General features: G+C 74.0%; 16 protein-coding genes and 2 pseudogenes. 11 read left to right on the top strand and 7 right to left on the bottom strand.

Annotation, left to right across the window (positions count from 1 at the left end):
* Positions 1–179: 179 nt before the first annotated feature.
* Positions 180–1,499, bottom strand: a complete 1,320-nt coding sequence (locus tag ACFYTE_RS07615; protein ID WP_388706211.1) for a radical SAM protein — start codon at positions 1,497–1,499, stop codon at positions 180–182.
* A 211-nt stretch (positions 1,500–1,710) separates the two neighbouring features.
* Here ACFYTE_RS07615 and ACFYTE_RS07610 point away from each other — a divergent pair, with 211 nt between their 5' ends.
* From ACFYTE_RS07610 to ACFYTE_RS07600, 3 genes and pseudogenes are all read left to right on the top strand, one after another.
* Positions 1,711–2,010 (top strand): hypothetical protein, encoded by a 300-nt coding sequence (locus tag ACFYTE_RS07610; protein ID WP_388706208.1) that lies wholly within the window; start codon positions 1,711–1,713, stop codon positions 2,008–2,010.
* Between the two features lie 90 nt (positions 2,011–2,100).
* Positions 2,101–3,345, top strand: a complete 1,245-nt coding sequence (locus ACFYTE_RS07605; protein ID WP_388706206.1) for an FAD-binding protein — start codon at positions 2,101–2,103, stop codon at positions 3,343–3,345.
* Positions 3,346–3,484: 139 nt separating this feature from the next.
* Positions 3,485–3,781 (top strand): annotated as a pseudogene (locus tag ACFYTE_RS07600) (transcriptional regulator); the annotation flags it as partial.
* Positions 3,782–3,911: 130 nt separating this feature from the next.
* Here ACFYTE_RS07600 and ACFYTE_RS07595 read toward each other — a convergent pair.
* Complete coding sequence (locus tag ACFYTE_RS07595) at positions 3,912–5,123, bottom strand: MFS transporter (protein ID WP_388706203.1); 1,212 nt, start codon at positions 5,121–5,123, stop codon at positions 3,912–3,914.
* Positions 5,124–5,152: 29 nt separating this feature from the next.
* On the opposite strand from ACFYTE_RS07595, the gene ACFYTE_RS07590 reads away from it, so the two are divergent.
* The 3 genes from ACFYTE_RS07590 to ACFYTE_RS07580 are packed head-to-tail and all read left to right on the top strand — an operon-like array spanning position 5,153 to position 7,614.
* On the top strand, positions 5,153–5,425 hold the full coding sequence (locus ACFYTE_RS07590) for a hypothetical protein (RefSeq protein ID WP_388706201.1): 273 nt from the start codon (positions 5,153–5,155) through the stop codon (positions 5,423–5,425).
* Positions 5,426–5,463: 38 nt separating this feature from the next.
* Positions 5,464–6,849, top strand: coding sequence for a hypothetical protein (locus tag ACFYTE_RS07585; protein ID WP_388706198.1), 1,386 nt, complete (start codon positions 5,464–5,466; stop codon positions 6,847–6,849).
* Between the two features lie 36 nt (positions 6,850–6,885).
* The gene (locus ACFYTE_RS07580; protein WP_388706195.1) at positions 6,886–7,614 is read left to right on the top strand and encodes a hypothetical protein; all 729 of its coding nucleotides are present in this window, start codon (positions 6,886–6,888) and stop codon (positions 7,612–7,614) included.
* On the opposite strand, the gene ACFYTE_RS07575 is transcribed toward ACFYTE_RS07580, so the two are convergent.
* The 3 genes from ACFYTE_RS07575 to ACFYTE_RS07565 all read right to left on the bottom strand — a co-directional run bounded on the left by ACFYTE_RS07575 (position 7,595) and on the right by ACFYTE_RS07565 (position 10,142).
* Complete coding sequence (locus tag ACFYTE_RS07575) at positions 7,595–8,026, bottom strand: NUDIX hydrolase (RefSeq protein WP_388706189.1); 432 nt, start codon at positions 8,024–8,026, stop codon at positions 7,595–7,597. The two genes, ACFYTE_RS07580 and ACFYTE_RS07575, sit on opposite strands and share 20 nt — an antisense overlap.
* Positions 8,027–8,125: 99 nt before the next feature.
* Positions 8,126–8,932, bottom strand: a complete 807-nt coding sequence (locus ACFYTE_RS07570) for an isocitrate lyase/phosphoenolpyruvate mutase family protein (RefSeq protein ID WP_388706787.1) — start codon at positions 8,930–8,932, stop codon at positions 8,126–8,128.
* A 202-nt stretch (positions 8,933–9,134) separates the two neighbouring features.
* Positions 9,135–10,142 carry a helix-turn-helix transcriptional regulator gene (locus ACFYTE_RS07565; RefSeq protein WP_388706187.1) on the bottom strand — a complete coding sequence of 336 codons (1,008 nt, stop codon included), beginning with the start codon at positions 10,140–10,142 and terminating at the stop codon, positions 9,135–9,137.
* Between the two features lie 93 nt (positions 10,143–10,235).
* Between ACFYTE_RS07565 and ACFYTE_RS07560 the strand changes: the two genes are divergently transcribed.
* Complete coding sequence (locus tag ACFYTE_RS07560; RefSeq protein ID WP_388706184.1) at positions 10,236–10,634, top strand: VOC family protein; 399 nt, start codon at positions 10,236–10,238, stop codon at positions 10,632–10,634.
* A 26-nt stretch (positions 10,635–10,660) separates the two neighbouring features.
* On the opposite strand, the gene ACFYTE_RS07555 is transcribed toward ACFYTE_RS07560, so the two are convergent.
* On the bottom strand, positions 10,661–11,635 hold the full coding sequence (locus ACFYTE_RS07555) for an AraC family transcriptional regulator (protein WP_388706181.1): 975 nt from the start codon (positions 11,633–11,635) through the stop codon (positions 10,661–10,663).
* 82 nt (positions 11,636–11,717) lie between these two features.
* On the opposite strand from ACFYTE_RS07555, the gene ACFYTE_RS07550 reads away from it, so the two are divergent.
* The 3 genes from ACFYTE_RS07550 (at position 11,718) to mmuM (ending at position 13,714) form a co-directional block, all read left to right on the top strand.
* Complete coding sequence (locus ACFYTE_RS07550) at positions 11,718–11,846, top strand: hypothetical protein (RefSeq protein WP_388706178.1); 129 nt, start codon at positions 11,718–11,720, stop codon at positions 11,844–11,846.
* A gap of 164 nt (positions 11,847–12,010) precedes the next feature.
* Positions 12,011–12,439, top strand: coding sequence for a pyridoxamine 5'-phosphate oxidase family protein (locus ACFYTE_RS07545; RefSeq protein WP_388706176.1), 429 nt, complete (start codon positions 12,011–12,013; stop codon positions 12,437–12,439).
* A 348-nt stretch (positions 12,440–12,787) separates the two neighbouring features.
* Positions 12,788–13,714, top strand: coding sequence for a homocysteine S-methyltransferase (mmuM, locus tag ACFYTE_RS07540; RefSeq protein ID WP_388706174.1), 927 nt, complete (start codon positions 12,788–12,790; stop codon positions 13,712–13,714).
* Between the two features lie 360 nt (positions 13,715–14,074).
* Here mmuM and ACFYTE_RS07535 read toward each other — a convergent pair whose 3' ends face one another.
* On the bottom strand, positions 14,075–15,643 hold the full coding sequence (locus tag ACFYTE_RS07535) for a carboxylesterase/lipase family protein (RefSeq protein WP_388706172.1): 1,569 nt from the start codon (positions 15,641–15,643) through the stop codon (positions 14,075–14,077).
* A 178-nt stretch (positions 15,644–15,821) separates the two neighbouring features.
* Here ACFYTE_RS07535 and ACFYTE_RS07530 point away from each other — a divergent pair.
* A pseudogene (locus tag ACFYTE_RS07530) lies at positions 15,822–16,169 on the top strand (substrate-binding domain-containing protein); the annotation flags it as partial.
* Positions 16,170–16,185 lie beyond the last annotated feature (16 nt).

The raw sequence follows: 16,185 nt of genomic DNA, 5'->3' as shown, positions 1-16,185 counted from the left end.
TACGGACGGCGACCGGGTTTCGACTCACCGTGGCACGGCGCCGGCTCTCCGGACCACGAGCGGCCGCACTCCGCCGAGCGCCCCGGTCCGCTCGCCGCGGCTCCCGCACGCCGCGGGCCTCGCCCGCGGCGTGGCACCGCATCCGTCCGCACCAAGCCCCACCGGGCCGGTGGGCTGGTTCACAGCTCCGCCGGCTCCTGCGCGGGAAGGCTGTCCATGAAGGAACTGACGGAGAAAACGGCACGACCGGGCCCGGGCAGGCCGTAGCCGGGCGGGGAGGACAGGCCGAAGTCGTCCATGGTGGCGCGGTAGGCCTCAAGGAGCCGGATGTGGTACTCCAGCGGGGCGCCCTGCGGGTTGGCCTTGCCGAGCGGGGTGGTGGGCTCCGGGCACCAGGTGGTGAAGCGGGGCGTGATCCCGTGGGACATGAAGAAGCGCAGGCCCTCGGTGGTGGACGCGATGGCCTCGTCGACGCTGGTGAAGCCGAACGGCTCGGCCATCTCGACGCCCGCCACGAAGTTCGGGATGACGTTGCGCGCGCCGAAGACCTCCGCCGAGTCGAGGATGCGCCGGTGCCACTCGTCGCGGCCGACGTAGCGTTCCTTGCCCGGGCAGTACAGCTCGAACAGCCGGCGGTCCCACACCTCGAAGTTGGGGTGGTAGATCTGCACGCCGTAGTCCTTGAAGCGCTGCACGTCGTCCTTGGGCAGCGCCTGCGCGACGACCTTGCCGATCCAGCGGCCCGGGAAGCGCTCCTCGATGGCCTTGGCGTAGTGGCCGTAGAAGTCGGCCTCGTCCCGCCCGGCGACCGTCTTGGTGATGGCGCCGCCGGTGAGCGTGTAGGCGGTGGACGCCTTCTGGGTGTCGTACCGGTCGATGATCTCCAGCGCCTCCAGGACCTCCTCGACGTCCTTCACGCCGGTGTAGGGCCGCCCGGCCGCCTTGTGCTGGCGCCAGTTGTGGTTGATGTCGCAGTACTGGCACTCCTCCTTCGCGCCGAAGTACTGGCAGACTCGGAAGACGGTCAGGTAGATCAGGTAGCCCCACTGGATGGTGGGGGCCACCTCCATCACGGACTTCCCGTTGGACAGGGTGTGCCGGTAGTACTCGGGCATCGGCGGCACGCCGACGTCGGCGATCCGCTTCCCGTCGAGGTAGAGGCCGAGCAGCCCCTCGTCGTCGGCGGCGACCCGGTACGGCGAGGACGGGTTGACCCGTACGGAGACCACGGTCCGGCGCAGGTCGTACGGGCCGCCGGTGAGGATGATCTCCTCCGGTGGGCGGCGCAGCGCGGCCTCGCCCAGCTCCGGCAGGGTGCCGTGGTCGAAGGAGAAGATGAAGTACGACTTCGGCTTGACCTCGCCGTCCTCGTTGTCGGACAGGGCGGACGCGTCGAAGGCGACACCGCCCCGGAGCAGGTCCTCCTTGATGACGGCTTCCCGCGGTACGTGCGGGAAACGCTCCATCAGATCCTCGACCAGCGCGGTACGGCTGCCCATCCCGTCTCTCCTCCCGGCTCAGGCGTTCGACTCCTCACGGTATGCCCCCGCCCGCCCGCCCCACGTGCCGGGTCCCCCGCGCGCCGCGCCAAGAAGGAACCGGGCGGGTGCACCGCGCCCCGCGCCACCCCGGAAGAGGTCTGCCCGGCCGTCCTGTGACACCGCTCACGCCACGCGCAACCTGCGCCGGCCCGCGCCTCCTGCCGCCCCCATGAAGGCCAGCCCGCCCCGCCGGGCCCGCACGGAACAGCGGCAGGGGGCGCCCTCGCGGGGCGGGCAGCAAGGGGGCGACAGCGCGGGACATCCGCCGGGCGGTCGGCAACCCGGGCCGCGGCACGAGGCGGACGGCGAGGCGAGCGCCGCCGCACGGCAGCTGCACGACGGGCACCGCCGCAAGACCGACACCAAGCAGGGCCGTAGGCGCGAGGCGGACGGCGAGGCGAGCGCCGCCGCACGGCAGCCGCACGACGGGCACCGCCGCAAGGCGAACGGCAGGCAGACCGCGACGTGAAGCAGCCGCCAGGCACCGCCACAGGCCGTGGTGCGGGGTGGGGGGATGAGAAGGTCGGGGCAGGAGCACTCATCGGGAGGGGTGGCAGGGATGACGCAGAGAGTCACCAACTGGGCGCGCAACATCACCTACACGGCCAAGGAGTACCACCGCCCGCGGTCGCTGGACGCGCTGCGCTCGCTGGTGGCCGCGAGCGCACGGCTCCGGGTGCTGGGCAGCGGCCACTCGTTCAACGGGATCGCCGACCCGGGCCCCGACGGCGTCCTGCTGTCGATCGCGGACCTGCCGCGGCTGCTCGACGTGGACACCGCGGCCCGCACGGTACGGGTCTCGGGCGGCGTCCGCTACGCGGAACTGGCCCGCACGGTGCACGCGCACGGTCTGGCCCTGCCCAACATGGCCTCCCTGCCGCACATCTCGGTGGCCGGTTCGGTGGCCACCGGCACCCATGGCTCCGGGGTCGGCAACGGCTCGCTGGCCGCGCCGGTGCGGGAGGTGGAACTGGTGACGGCGGACGGCTCGACGGTGACGGTCACCCGAGGCGATGCCCGCTTCGACGGCGCGGTGACCTCCCTCGGCGCGCTCGGCGTGGTCACCGCGCTCACCCTCGACCTGGAACCGGCCTACCGCGTCGAGCAGCATGTGTTCACCGAACTGCCGCTGACCGGCCTGGACTTCGAGACGGTCTCGGCATCGGCGTACAGCGTGAGCCTGTTCACCGACTGGCGGCGGCCTGGCTTCCGGCAGGTGTGGCTCAAGCGGCGCACCGACCAGGCGCCGCCCCGCTTCCCCTGGGCGACGCCCGCGACGGAGGCCATGCATCCGGTGCCCGGCATGCCCGCGGTCAACTGCACCCGGCAGTTCGGTGTGGCCGGGCCGTGGCACGAGCGACTGCCGCACTTCAAAGCGGAGTTCACCCCGAGCAGCGGCGACGAGTTGCAGTCGGAGTACCTGCTGCCGCGCACGGCCGCGCTGGACGCGCTGCATGCGGTGGACGCGATCCGCGCAACGGTCGCCGCCGTCCTGCAGACCTGCGAGGTGCGGACGGTCGCCGCCGATCCCCAGTGGCTCAGCCCCGCCCACGGACAGGGCTCGGTCGCGCTGCACTTCACCTGGGTGGACGACATGGCGGCGGTGCTGCCGGTGGTGCGTCGGCTGGAGCAGGCGCTCGACCCCTTCGCGCCGCGCCCGCACTGGGGCAAGGTGTTCACCGTGCCGGCGTCCGTGCTGCGCGACCGGTACCCGCGCCTCGACGACTTCCTCGCGCTCGCCAAGTCCCTTGACCCGACCGGCAAGTTCGCCAACGCCTTCGTCCGCGAGTCGCTGGGCGCCTGACTTCGTACGGCCCCTTTCCTAAGCCCTTGTCGAATTCCTTGTCGGACACCGGCACAGCCCATAGCCTGTGCGCCGCGCCGGTGCCGTCGTCGCCCCGGCCCGAGGGGGGGCGAGGGGACGAGGGGGAGGGGTCAGCCGCGTGAAGCGCACCTCACGTGACATCCGCACCGCGAACCGCTACGAGGTGCTGCGCCGAGGTCGGCTTCGAGGACTCGGCGGGCGGTCGCCCGCGGGGCCTCGTCGCCGTCAGCGCCCCGGGGGGCGCCCTGATCGGCGTGGACATCGCGGAGACGTACGTCCATGCCGAACTGCGCGCGTGGCCGCCGCGGTGGGTTCCGTGATCGCGCGGGCCGGGGCCGAGGCGGCCCGGGTCCTCGGCGCGGGCGTGAGCGTCCCCGGCCAGGTGGACCGGAACACCGGCATCGCCGGGTACGCGCACGCCGCCGGGCGGGGGCGTCCGGGCGGATGGGGCGTGTCCGGGCGTTCCGGTGGGTGAGGGGGCCTTCGGGGTGGGGTGGTGGCTTCGGGCAGGTGGGACGCGTCCGCTCGTGGCGTGGTGCTGCCTGTTATGCGTCGCGGATCGGTGTGGGCAGGGCTGCCGCCGCGATCAGTACGCAGCAGGCCCCGGCTGTCGCGGCGACCGGGGCCGTACCGTGGCGTTCCGCGGCCCAGGTGAGGACGGCCGCGCCGACGGGTGCCGCCGCGTACTGGAGGGTCCAGAAGGCGGACGTGACCCGGCCCAGCAGGGGTTCCGGGGTGACCTCCTGGCGCAGGGACATCGAGCAGGTGCCGGCCATGCCCACGCAGGCCAGGAAGACCGCGCTCAGCACGGCGACGGCGGGCACGCCCTGCGCCCGGCCGAGGCCGGCGAAGGCCGCTCCGCACAGCGCGACCGAGCCGATCCAGGTCGGCCCGAAGCCGAGCCGCCGGCGGACCGGGGCGACGAGGAGGGAGCCCGCGATCGTGCCGAGCGCGCCCGCCGCCATGACGGTGCCGACCGTGCCGTCCGGGTGGCCGAGGTCATGCTTGACGTGGTAGATCACCAGGTCGGTCAGGCCGAGGGTGAGAAAGCTGAAGACGAACAGGAGCGCGGTCAGGGCGCGCAGCACCGGATGGTGGCGGAGGAAGGACACACCCGTGCGCAGGTCGCGCCACAGCCCGGCGTGTCCGGGCGGTTCGGCGCCGTCCGGGGAGCGCTTCTTGATCCGTACGAAGAGCAGGCACGCCGCCGACACCCCGAAGCTCGCCGCGTCCACGCCCACGGCGGCGGCCGGTCCCGTCCAGGCCGCCACCAGGCCCGCGCCCAGCGGCCCGAGGACCCCGGCCGCCGCGGCGGTCGCGTTCAGCCGGCCGTTGGCCTCGGTCAGCCGACTCCGGCCGACCAGCCCCCGCACGACGGTGACGTATCCGACGGCGAACAGCATGCCGACGGCCTCGCACACCGGGAGGACCGCGTAGAGCAGCCAGATGCGCGGGCCGAACGCCCACACCAGGGGGACCAGCCCGTACAGCACCATGCGGAGCAGATCGCAGGCGATCAGCAGTCTGCGGCGGTCGACCCGGTCCACCAGCGCCCCGGCGAACACCGCGGCCAGTACGGAGGCCGCGGCGCCCGCCGCCGTCAGCAGTCCCATCCGGGCGAGCGAGCCGGTGGCCTGGAACACCAGCAGCGGCAGGGCGATCAGCGCGAAAGAGTCACCGAGGACGGAGAGGGTCTGCGCGGCCCAGAAGATCCCGAAGTCCCGCTGCCGCCACAGGGGCCGTACCCCACCGTCCATCCGCCCGCCCCCGTTCCCGGGGCAACTCTATGCCCGGACGGGTCACGCGCTCCCCCGTGCTGCGCCGCACCGCCGAGGTCACCCATGGCATGCTCCGTGGCTGCGGCCTCGCCGAACCCGAACTGACCGACGCCGTACGCCTGTTGCGCACCTTCCACGGCTACTGCGCCGACGTGCGGGCATCCCGGGACAGGGCGGTCGACGCCCTGCACATCGCGCGGTGCACCGGCCGCGTACGGCGGTCCCGGCGGACGTACCAGGGGCCCCGCTCACCCCATAGACTGGATTCTTCGCGGGTGTGAGCGGGTGTGTTGTGCCGCCCCGGGGGAGGGAGCGCGCCGTGTCGCAACAGCATCTGGGGCGCGGGCCGTCGACATCCGGCGCGGCCGATCCGGTGCCCGCGCCCGGTGCGGGTTCGCCACCGGCCCGGTTCGTCGGCCGGCTGGGCAGCCTGGGCTGTGCGGCCGGCGGATACGGCGTCTTCCAGGCCCTGTTCGGGGTGCTGCCGGACTCGCTGGGCGGCGAGGCGGCCAAGTGGCTGGTCTCCGGGGTGAGCGGCATCGGTACGGCCGTGGCGGCGTGGCTCGCGGCGGCGCTGCTGCGGGTCCGCGCCGACGCGGCCGGCCGGACCGCGCCGGCGGCCGTCCGGGCGGCGCCCGGCGTCCCGGGCCCGCTGCCCGGGGTGTTCGCCTCCGCGTACGAGACGCTGGTGGGCGAGGTGAGCGTCGTCGACGATCCGGTGCGCGGCCGGCTCACCGGCTGGTCGCACTCGCTGGGCGAGGGCGGCACGGCGCCGCCCACGGCGCTCAGCACGGCGTACGGCCTGCACATGATGCTCGATCTGGGTGTGCCGGACGGGCGGTTGAGCACGGGCGACCTGGTGCAGACGCTGTGGCGGCTGCGGCTGCCGGAGGGCGGCTGGTCGGCCCGTACGCAGGGCTCCGAGGCCCGGCCCGAGATCACGGCGCTGGTGCTGGGCGCACTGGCGCGGGCCGGGTCGTCCGGTGAGCGGCTGGCGGCGGAGGTGACCGGGTGCACATCGCGTTTCACCGCCGCGAACGACCCGGCGGGCCGGGATTCCACCCATGTCGTCACGACCGTGCTGCGCGGTCTGCTGCGCGCCGCGCCCGGTTCCCCGATCCTGCCCGAGCTGTGCGAGGCCCTGGTCGACGGCGCGCTCGACGACGAGCGCCGGGATCACCTGCGCTGCTGGGCGTACCGGCTGCGTCCGCCGTACGGGCCGGCGTCGGCGCTGCACACCGCGCAGGCGGTGGTCGCCCTGGACCGGGCGGCTCGGACGCTGGGCGAGACGGCGGCGGCGCGGGCGGCCCGGCAGGACGGGGTGCGCTGGCTGCTGGCCTGTCCGGGCGGGCGGCATGACGCCTGCCCGGATGTGACGAACCTGCGCGAGGAGGTACGCAGACCGCGCACCGGCGACCCGGCCCGGCACGAGGTGCTGAACGTGCGGCACTTCACCGCGTCCTGGCTGGTGCGCGCCCTGACCACACCCGGCGCCCGGGAGGTCGCGGTGGCGGACGGCCTGGAGGCACGCTGGCGGGAGCGGCTCGACGGCGCGTTCGCCGCCGTGTGGGCGGGGCAGACGGACGGCATCTGGAGCTGGGACCGGGGCGACGGCACCGAGCTGCGCCGCCCCATGTGGATGACCTATCAGGGCCTTTCGGCGCTGCGGACCCATGCCGTATGGATGTATCAGCCGGATGATTGAACACACCGTCCGGGCAGGCGGTCGAAGGGCGGGTGCATGGGTGGGCAACAGGTCCTGGCGGCACGGCGGTTGCTGGCCGAGACCCTGGACGGCGAGCTGTCCGAGCACGAGCGGTTGCTTACGGCCCGCGCCGTGGTCGCCGAACTGGGCTCCCCGCAAAGGCTGTTGGAGCTGATCGCCGAGTTGGCCTCGGGCGCGGGCGACCCGGCCGGGTGTGCCCGGCTGTCGTACCGGCACGTCCTCGGCTTCGACAAGCTGCTGCTGGTCGACGGCGGTCCGCGGCACATGCTGCGCGCCCACGTCTGGCACCCGGGCACCGGTGCGGCGGGCAAGGAGGACGTCCACAACCACCGTTCGGCGCTGGCCTCCTGCATCGTGCGGGGCCGGCTGACGATGGAGCTGTACGAGGCGGGGGACGGCGGGATTCCGGCGGACCGCTACGAGGAGACGCTGTCGGCCGGTACGGCGGACTGGCTGCTGGCCCCGGCCGGGCGGGAGCCGCTGCGGCTGACCCAGGTCGGGCAGTACTCGGCGGGCAGCACCTATGCCCTGCCCGCGCACACCCTGCACCGCGCCTGGTGCGCCACGGACGCGGCGACGGTGACACTGTTCCTGGAGACCGGCGCCGGGCGGCGGCGGCACACGGACGTGTTCACGGTGGCCGGTCCGCATCCGGGGGCGGTGGCCAAGGTGCCGCTGGACGTACCGGACTATCTGGCCGCACTGGACGATCTGGCGGGGCTGCTCAGGAACTCATGCGCGTGACGGCCTGGCGCACGACGTCCAGGTTGTAGTCGTCGATGTCGACGCGGGACAGTTCGCCGAGGGCCAGCCAGGCGTAGTCCTGGTCCGGCTCGGGCAGGGTGATGACCCGGGTCAGCGGCCGGATAAGGAAGTTGTCCTGCCAGTTCTTGACCTCGTGCCCCCGGTGGTCGCTGACGAAGGAGGACTCGCCGACCCGGCGGACGATCTCGCCGAGCAGGCCGGTCTCCTCCTTCAGTTCCCGCAGTGCGCCGTCCGCGGGGGTCTCACCCGGCTCCAGCTTCCCGCACGGCACACCCCACACCCGGGGCAGGAACCGTTCCCGCTCGCTGCGGCGCACCAGGAGCACCCGCTCCCGCTCGTCCATCACGACGGCGGCCGCCAGTCGCCTCTCGCCGGGGATCTCCAGGTCCATGGTTCCTCGGTCCCTCGCCGGTACTGAGTCCAAAGGGTCTGATACCCAGGAAAGCTCCCACCGTACCAGCGCGCGCCGGGCCGGTCTGTGCCCTCGCTCTCATCCGGCCGCGGCTCCGGCGCGGGCCGTCGGGTCTCCATCCGGTCGCCGCTCCAGCGCTTGTACGTCGTCGTACGAGGGGGTCGTACCGCGCGGCGCGCGCCCGCCCGCGATGTCGGCCATGGCGTCCAGGGCGGCGCCCAACGCCCTGCGGTACAGCAGCGAACCGAGGCTGATCCGGCGTACGCCCAGGTCGGTGAGGTGGGGGACGGTGGGTCCGGTGGGCGAGTAGAGGATGTTCAGGGGGGCGTCGAGGTGCCGTACCAGGGCGGCGATCTCGTCGGGGTCGCTCAGGCCGGGCACGAACACGCCGTCCGCGCCCGCCCGTTGGTAGACGTCCAGCCGCTTTCCGGTGCCCTTCCCGTCGCCCAGCCAGTAGGTGTCGGCCCGTGCGTTGACGAAGAGGCCCGGGGCGGCGGACTTGACGGCGGTGATCTTCGCGGCGTGCCGGTCCACGGGTCCGAGCCCGTCCTCCAGGTTGATGCCGACGGCCCCGACGGCCCACAACTGCCGTGCCAGCTCGGCCACTTCATCGGGGTCGTCGCTGAATCCGCCCTCCGCGTCGACGGAGAGCAGGAACGGCTCGGTGCCGAGCGTCAGGGCAAGCCGGAGGGTGTGGTCGCGGGTCGCCGCCGCGCCGTCGGGCAGCCCGACCGCCGCGGCGACGCCGAGGCTCGTCGTGCCGATCGCCGCGAACCCGCGTGCGGCGAGGGCGGCGGCCGAGGCGTGGTCCCAGGCGTTGGGCAGCAGCAGGGGCGCACCCGGACGACGGTGCAGCTCACCGAAGGACCGGGCCGCTGCCGGCATCGTGTCCGGTACGGTTGCCGGCGCCGTTTCCCGTGCGGCATTCTGCGCCGCTTCACGTGCGATGTCGGTCATACGGCCGACGCTAGACCCGTTTCGCTTCGGCACCGGCCGAAACGTCGGTCCGGAGCGCGTCGCGGCGACGGCCATGATCCACCACAGCACCATCCCCCTCGGATCCCCGCTTGGCGGCTGTCCGGCCCGGTTACGCCGGTGGCCGTCCGCTGTCGCCGTGGGCGTAGCGGGCCAGGCGGTCCGCGAACGCGCCGACGAGGTCGCGCAGTTCGGCGGGGCGCTCGATGACGAACGGCCGGTCGAGTGCGGCGAGCACCGGCGGCAGCCAGTCGAGGCGTTCCGCCCGCAGTTCGACGCGCCGCCAGCGCTCGGCCGTCCGGTCCTCGTCCGCCGCGGGCGCGTGCTCGGCCAGGCGTGCGACGCCGGCGGGGAGGCGGGCGCGGATCTGCTCGACCGTGCCGTGGATCCGCAGGGTCACCTCGTGCCGGTACTCGGCCGCGGCGAACCCCGACAGCATGCGCTGCGCAGGACCGGGACCCGTGGGCGCCTCGAAGGAGCCGGGCAGGGTTCGCGCGTCCGCGATGCGATCGAGCCGGAAGGTCCGGTCCTCGCCGATCCCGGCGTCCGTGCCGGTGACGTACCACCGGCCCGCATGAGCGACGATGCCGTACGCGTGCAGCGTGCGCTCGGTGCGCCGGCCGTGGCCGTCGGTGTATCTGAGCGAAACCGGCCTGCGGTGGCGCACCGCGTCGGCGAGGGTGAGCAGGATCCCGGCGTCCGGGCCGGCGTCCGGGCCGGGCCGGTCCGTGAAGTCGAGGGATTCCAGGAGCGTGTCGAGCCGGCGTGCCAGGTGTTTGGGCAGCACCCGCCGGATCTTGGCCGACGCCGTCTCGCTCGCCGTGCGCTGCGTCGTCGTCAGCCCCGCCCGGCGGCCCGCGACCAGGCCGAGCAGCACGGCCAGCGCCTCGTCGTCGCCGAGCATCAGCGGAGGCAGCCGGTACCCGGGGGCGAGCCGGTATCCGCCGTAGCGGCCGCGCACCGACTCCACGGGCACGTCGAGTTCGGTCAGCTGGTTCACGTACCGCCGCACGGTGCGCCCGTCGACGCCGAGCCGATCGGCGAGTTCGGCCACCGTCCGGGTGCCGCCGGACTGCAGCAGTTCCAGGAGCGTCAGCACGCGGCCGGTGGGGCGAGGCATGAACGCAACCCTAACGCGGATACAGGACCGGTTCTGTCCCCTATTTCTCCTAACCTGCGAGGCCCGACGACTTCATCAGCCGAGGAGATCACCATGGACTTCGTCTCGATCCGCATCATCACCGGCGACGTGGCGCGCCTCGTCGCCTTCTACGAGCGCGCCACGGGCGTGCGGGCGGCATGGGCCACGGAGGACTTCGCCGAACTGAGGACCCCGAGGGCCACCCTCGCGATCGCGAGCACCCGCACCGTCCCGCTGTTCGCCCCGGGCTCGGCCCGCCCGGCGGACAGCCACAGCGTGATCACCGAGTTCCTGGTCGACGACGTGGACCGCGTGTACCGGAACCTGGGCGACACCGTCACCGACTTCGTCACCGAGCCCACCACGATGCCCTGGGGCAACCGCTCGCTGCTGTTCCGCGACCCCGACGGCAACCTCGTCAACTTCTTCACCCCCGTCACCCCGGCGGCCGTAGAGAAGTTCACCCGCTGACACCGGCCGCTCCGGTGCGGCGTCGGTCAGCTCCGCGCGCCGCGCCCGTCCGCCGGGAAGGCGGTGGTCGCGGTGCGCCGGAACTCGCTCGGGTTGACGCCGCGGACCCGTTTGAACGCCGCGCTGAACCCGAACGGGTCGGAGTAACCCACGGTGCGGGCGATCTCCGCGACGGTTGCGGCCTCCCGCTCTACCAGGAGGTCCGCCGCGAGCGTCATGCGCCAGCGGGTGAGATAGGTCAGCGGCGGTTCGCCGACCAGGTCGGCGAACCGCTTGGCCAGCGTCGAACGCGACACCTTGGTGCGCTCGGCCAGCGCGGTGACCGTCCAGGGTGCCGCCGGTTCGGCGTGCAGCAGACGCAGCGCGTCGCCGACCACCGGGTCCCGCTGGGCGGCCCACCAGGCCGGGGGCTCGCCGCCGGGCCGGTCGAACCACTCCCGCAGCGTGCAGACCAGCATCCAGTCCAGCAGCCGGTCGAGTACGACCTGCTGGCCCGGTGCGTCGACGGCGACCTCGGCGGCGAGATGGTCCAGCACGGGGTCGGCCGTGCCCCCGGCGTCCACGCGCAGCACGACGGGCAGCGCGTCCAGCAGTCGGCGGCTGATCTCGCCGCGCACCGGATAGGCGCCGACGATCAGCGTCGTCGCACCGGGGCCGGCACCGGTGTCCCCGCCGGGGTCGTGCCAGCCGCGCCGGTGCCGGGTCCCGCCCTGCTCGGGCGTCGCGCAGTGCTCGCCGCAGGCGACCGGTTCGGCCCGGGTGCCGACCTCGTCGACGAAGGTGAAGGTCGCGGGGCCGCGCACGACGATCGTCTCGTGGGCGCGCAGCGGCTCGGGCGGGCCGTGCTCCGGCACGATCCAGCCCGCCCCGGTGAGCACGGTGCACAGGGTCAGCGGCGCGCCGTCCACGAAGTGCAGTGCCCAGGGCGGGGACAGGGTCGAACTGCCGGACAACGAGCCGTGGGCCCGCACCCCACGGATCAGGTCACTGAACACGTCCACCTCAGCGAGGTTAGACGCACACACAGGCGATCCGGCTTCTCGCCTATGGGATCGTCCGAGTCGGCCGGGTTCAATCGGCCTCATGAGCAACGACACCGCTCTCGTCCTCGGTACGACGGGCAGGACCGGCCGACGGATCGTCGCCCGGTTGCGGCCGCGCGGCACGCCGGTGCGTGCCGTCTCCCGATCGAGCCCGACCCGGTTCGACTGATCCGACCCCGGCACCTGAGGACGGCGCCCACTACGACGGATGACCTCGCCACCGTGCTGGGACGGGCGCCCCGGACCTTCGAGGACTACGTCGTGCGGGCCGCGGCGGCGGGACCCTGGCGGCGCTGCCCCCAACCATTTCCCCTCACCACCGGAAGGACTGTGATGAGCACCGACGCCGGTTCGCTGACCCCGCAGGACCTCGAATTCCTCCGACGCCCCCTGCACGGCTTCCTGTCCGTGGCCGCGGGGCCGCTTCCGCCACAGCCCCGCCCGGTGTGGTTCGAGGCCACGGCCGAGGGCACGGTCCAGCTGTTCACGGCCCCGGACTCGGTCAAAGTGCGGCGTCTGCGCCGGGACCCCCGTGCCTCGCTCGTCGTCGCCGCCCCCGTGGGCGAACGCGAGCGCTGGCTGTCGGTCACGGGCCGCACCACGGTGGAAAGCGACGGAGCCCACGATCTGTGCGCCCGCCTGGCCGCCCGCTACTGGAACCTCAGCGACCCGGTCCGCGCCGACGAACTCGCCGGAATCCTGGCCGCGGACCAGGTGCGCCTCGTCATCCACCCGGAAACCGTAAGCCGCTATGTGAACTGAAACGGTGTCGGTTCCGGGGCGGAACCGGGCCGCCGGCCTGGGACGCCCCGGTTCCGGTCGGGGCGCCCCAGGGCTTCATCCCGCCCGCACGGCGCCCCCGGGCACCGGACGCCGGGCGAGAAGCTCATCACGGACCGGGCCGGTGGTGCCGGGCGGTACGGCGATGCGCAGACCGCTGAAGCGGCTCACTGCGATCACCTCCGTCCTGGCGAAAGGTCCGGCGGCTGGACCGTACCGCTCCCGACAAGCGCTTTCTAGACCTCGGTCGTCGGTCATGTGCCCGGCGGGCGCCCGGCCCGGCCCCTGAGACGCCGCCGGGCTGTGCGCGGCATCGGTTAGCGTCGGGGCATGAGCAGCGACAGCACACCCCCGCTCGCCGAGGCGCTGCGCGCCGGAGCGGTCGTGCTCGACGGCGGCCTGTCCAATCAGCTGGAATCCGCGGGGCACGACCTGGGGGACGCGCTGTGGTCGGCGCGGCTGCTGGCCGAGCGGCCCGAGGCGGTCGCCGAGGCGCACCTCGCCTATTTCAGGGCGGGCGCGAACGTGGCGATCACCGCCTCCTACCAGGCCACCTTCGAGGGCTTCGCGCGGCGGGGGATCGGCCGCGCGGAGGCGGCCCGGCTGCTCGCGCTCAGCGTGGAGCTGGCCCGGGACGCCGCGCGGCGCGCCCGCGCCGAGGGGATCACGCGTCCGCTGTGGGTGGCCGCGTCGGCGGGGCCGTACGGCGCGATGCTCGCGGACGGCTCCGAGTACCGGGGCCGGTACGGGCTGAGCGTGGCGGAGCTGGAACGCTTCCACCGCGCGCGCCTGGAGGTGCTGGCCGGTGCCGCCCCGGACGTGCTGGCCCTGGAGACCGTTCCGGACACCGATGAGGCGGCCGCACTGCTACGGGCGGTGCGCGGTCTCGGCGTGCCCGCCTGGCTGTCGTACACCGTGGACGGGGACCGCACCCGGGCCGGGCAGCCCTTGGCGGAGGCGTTCGCCCCGGCCGCGGACGCCGACGAGGTGATCGCGGTCGGCGTGAACTGCTGCGCCCCGGAGGACGTCGGCCGGGCGGTCCAGACGGCCGCGCGGGTCACCGGCAAGCCGGTCGTCGCCTACCCCAACAGCGGCGAGTCCTGGGACGCCGCGGCCCACGCCTGGTACGGCCGGGCCGGCTTCCGTGCCGAGCAGGTCGAGGAGTGGCGGGAGGCGGGCGCCCGGCTGATCGGCGGCTGCTGCCGGGTGGGACCGCGAACCACCGCGACGATCGCCCGCACCCTCACACCCCCCTGAGCGCCCCGCACACCCACCACCGCGCAAGGCGCAACAGCGTCGACCAAGCCGAGGAACAGCGGGCGGCAGACGCCCGCCTGATCGGCGGCCACCGCCGAGTGCGACCACGAACCATCACAACGATCACCCGCACCCTCACACCCCCCTGAGCGCCCCGCGCACACCCCACTCACCGCCGCACTCGGGCGCAACCGCGTATGCACCTGCGCCGCCGCACTCGGGCGCAGGTGCAACCCGCGTACGCTCCGCCCGTCAGTTTCGGCGCGACCACGTACCCCGTCCGCCGGCGGACTCAGCGCAACCGCGTACGCCCCACCCCCGCCCCCCCCAGCACAACCCGCGCCCCCGCCGCCGTCGACGTCAGCGCGAGCGTGCGCGCATCGTGCGGCGCAATCGGCGTACCGCGGAGGCCACTTCCGTGCCACGCACGGACGGAGCACCACCGACGGGGACGGGCTCACGGGCGTCACCGGCCGTCCACAAGGCGAGTTCACGATCGCGCGGACCGTACGCGGTATACGGATCGCCGTCCCCGAAGACCCGCACCGGGTGACGGTCGTCCCAGGCCCGCCACCCGGGATCACCGCCGGCGGCGAACCGTACCCAGGCTCCGTGCATGGCGTCGCACAGTTCCCGCGGGCCGCCCTCGCCCGCCAGCTTCCGTGACTCGGGGTTGTCCCCGGTGTCGAACACGAAGCCCAGTTCGAGGGCGTGGCAGGCGCCGAGGTCGGGGAGGTTGGAGGGCCAGGCGAACTCGTAGACGTGGCAGGAGCCGGGGCGGGAGTCGGCCAGCCGGTGCAGCGGGCGGCGCAGCAGGTGGTCGGTGACCAACTGGCCGACGATCTCGGCGGTGCGGGCCTCGGGGTGCAGGGCACGGTAGCCGCGCGGCACCTCGTGGCCGCAGTGGCAGCGGGCCATCGCGCCGGCCAGCGCGACCGGGCCGAGCCGGTCCACGTGGTCCATCAGCCCGCCGGGGACCAGCCACAGCCGGTACTCGTCGCGGGTCCAGCCGAGGAGGAGGTCGACGTCGCGCGCGGCGTTCCCCTCGGTCAGCGCCTCCAGCGGGTCGTACGGCACGATGTCGCCGTCGACGACGATGCCGAAGGCGGGGCCGCCCAGGACGGGGCTGCTCAGCCGGCCCACCTCGGCCTGGGTGCGCAGCAGGAGGTCCCGGTCGACGGCGGCGAAGGCCTCGGCGGTGGCGGGGATCTTCAGCCGGGTGGCCATGCGGCGCACCATGCGCCGTACCTTGTCCCGCTCGGCGGCCTCCGGCGGCCCGCTCTGCAGGATCGCCCGCCGCACCAGACCCTGGGCCTGCGGTGCGGCGATCAGCGCGCCGATGCTGATCGCCCCCGCCGACTGTCCGGCCAGGGTGATCCGGTCGGGGTCGCCGCCGAAGGCCGCGACCGACGCGTGCACCCACCGCAGCGCGGCCAGTTGGTCGCGCAGTCCGGCGTTGGCGGGCGCGTCCGGGAACAGTCCGTACCCCTCGACGCCGAGCCGGTAGTTGAGGGAGACGAGGACGACGCCGTCGCGGGCGAAGGCGTGTCCGTCGTAGACCGGCACGGCGGAGGAGCCCCGGGTCAGGGCGCCGCCGTGCAGCCACACCAGGACCGGGAGCCGGGCGCCGGGCCCCGGCTCGGGGGTCCATACATTGAGATTGAGGCAGTCGTCGCCGGGCACGTCCGGGTCGGACAGATAGTGCGCGAACGCCTCCGAGTACGGTGGCTTCGGCGCGGTCGGCCCAAAGGCTCCCGCGTCCCGCACGCCGTCCCAGGGTGCGGGCGGCTCGGGCGGGCGGAACCGGCGGGGCCCGAAGGGCGGGGCCGCGTACGGGATGCCGCGGAACACCGCGACGCCGCGCTCGTATCTGCCGCGTACCGCCCCGTACGGCGTGGTGACCACGGGGCCCGCCTGGTCTGCCGTCATCCGCCCACCAGCTCCTCCCGCCGCGCGCTTGCACCGGTGACATCAGAGCACTCCATCGTCCGCCGGTATTCCGGGCTGCGCAGCGCCCGGAAGGCTGTTCGGCGTACGCCGGCGTGCCGTGGGACGGCGTGCGCTGTGGTCCGGGTTTCGAAAGCCCACCCGCCCGTGATTCCGCGCATTCCACGAGAGCGCCGGCCGGCTGCGCACGCTGGAACTGCTCGATCTGCCCGAGCCGCCGACGGCCGTGTGCGTCGGCTCGGACCGGATGGCCCCCGGGGTGTGCGGGGCACTGGCCGAGCGGGGGCTCGCGGTGCCGGACGACGTGAGCGTGGTCGGCTTCGACGACCTGCCCGTGGCCCGCTGGTCCGTCCCGGCGCCGACCGCGGTCCGCCGGCCGCTGGCGGAGACGGCGGCCACGGCGCTGCGGCTCCTGGTGCGGATGACGCGCGGCGACCACCCGGAGGGAACCCGCACGCAACTGTCCACCCGGCTCGTCCACCGCACCGGCACGGCCACCCACCCCGGACCGGCACACCGACCCC

The sequence above is a fragment of the Streptomyces sp. NPDC004629 genome, from assembly GCF_042873595.1.
Taxonomy (GTDB): domain Bacteria; phylum Actinomycetota; class Actinomycetes; order Streptomycetales; family Streptomycetaceae; genus Streptomyces.
The sequence above is the reverse complement of the archived record's forward strand: the minus strand, read 5'-3'. Positions and strand labels throughout refer to the sequence as shown.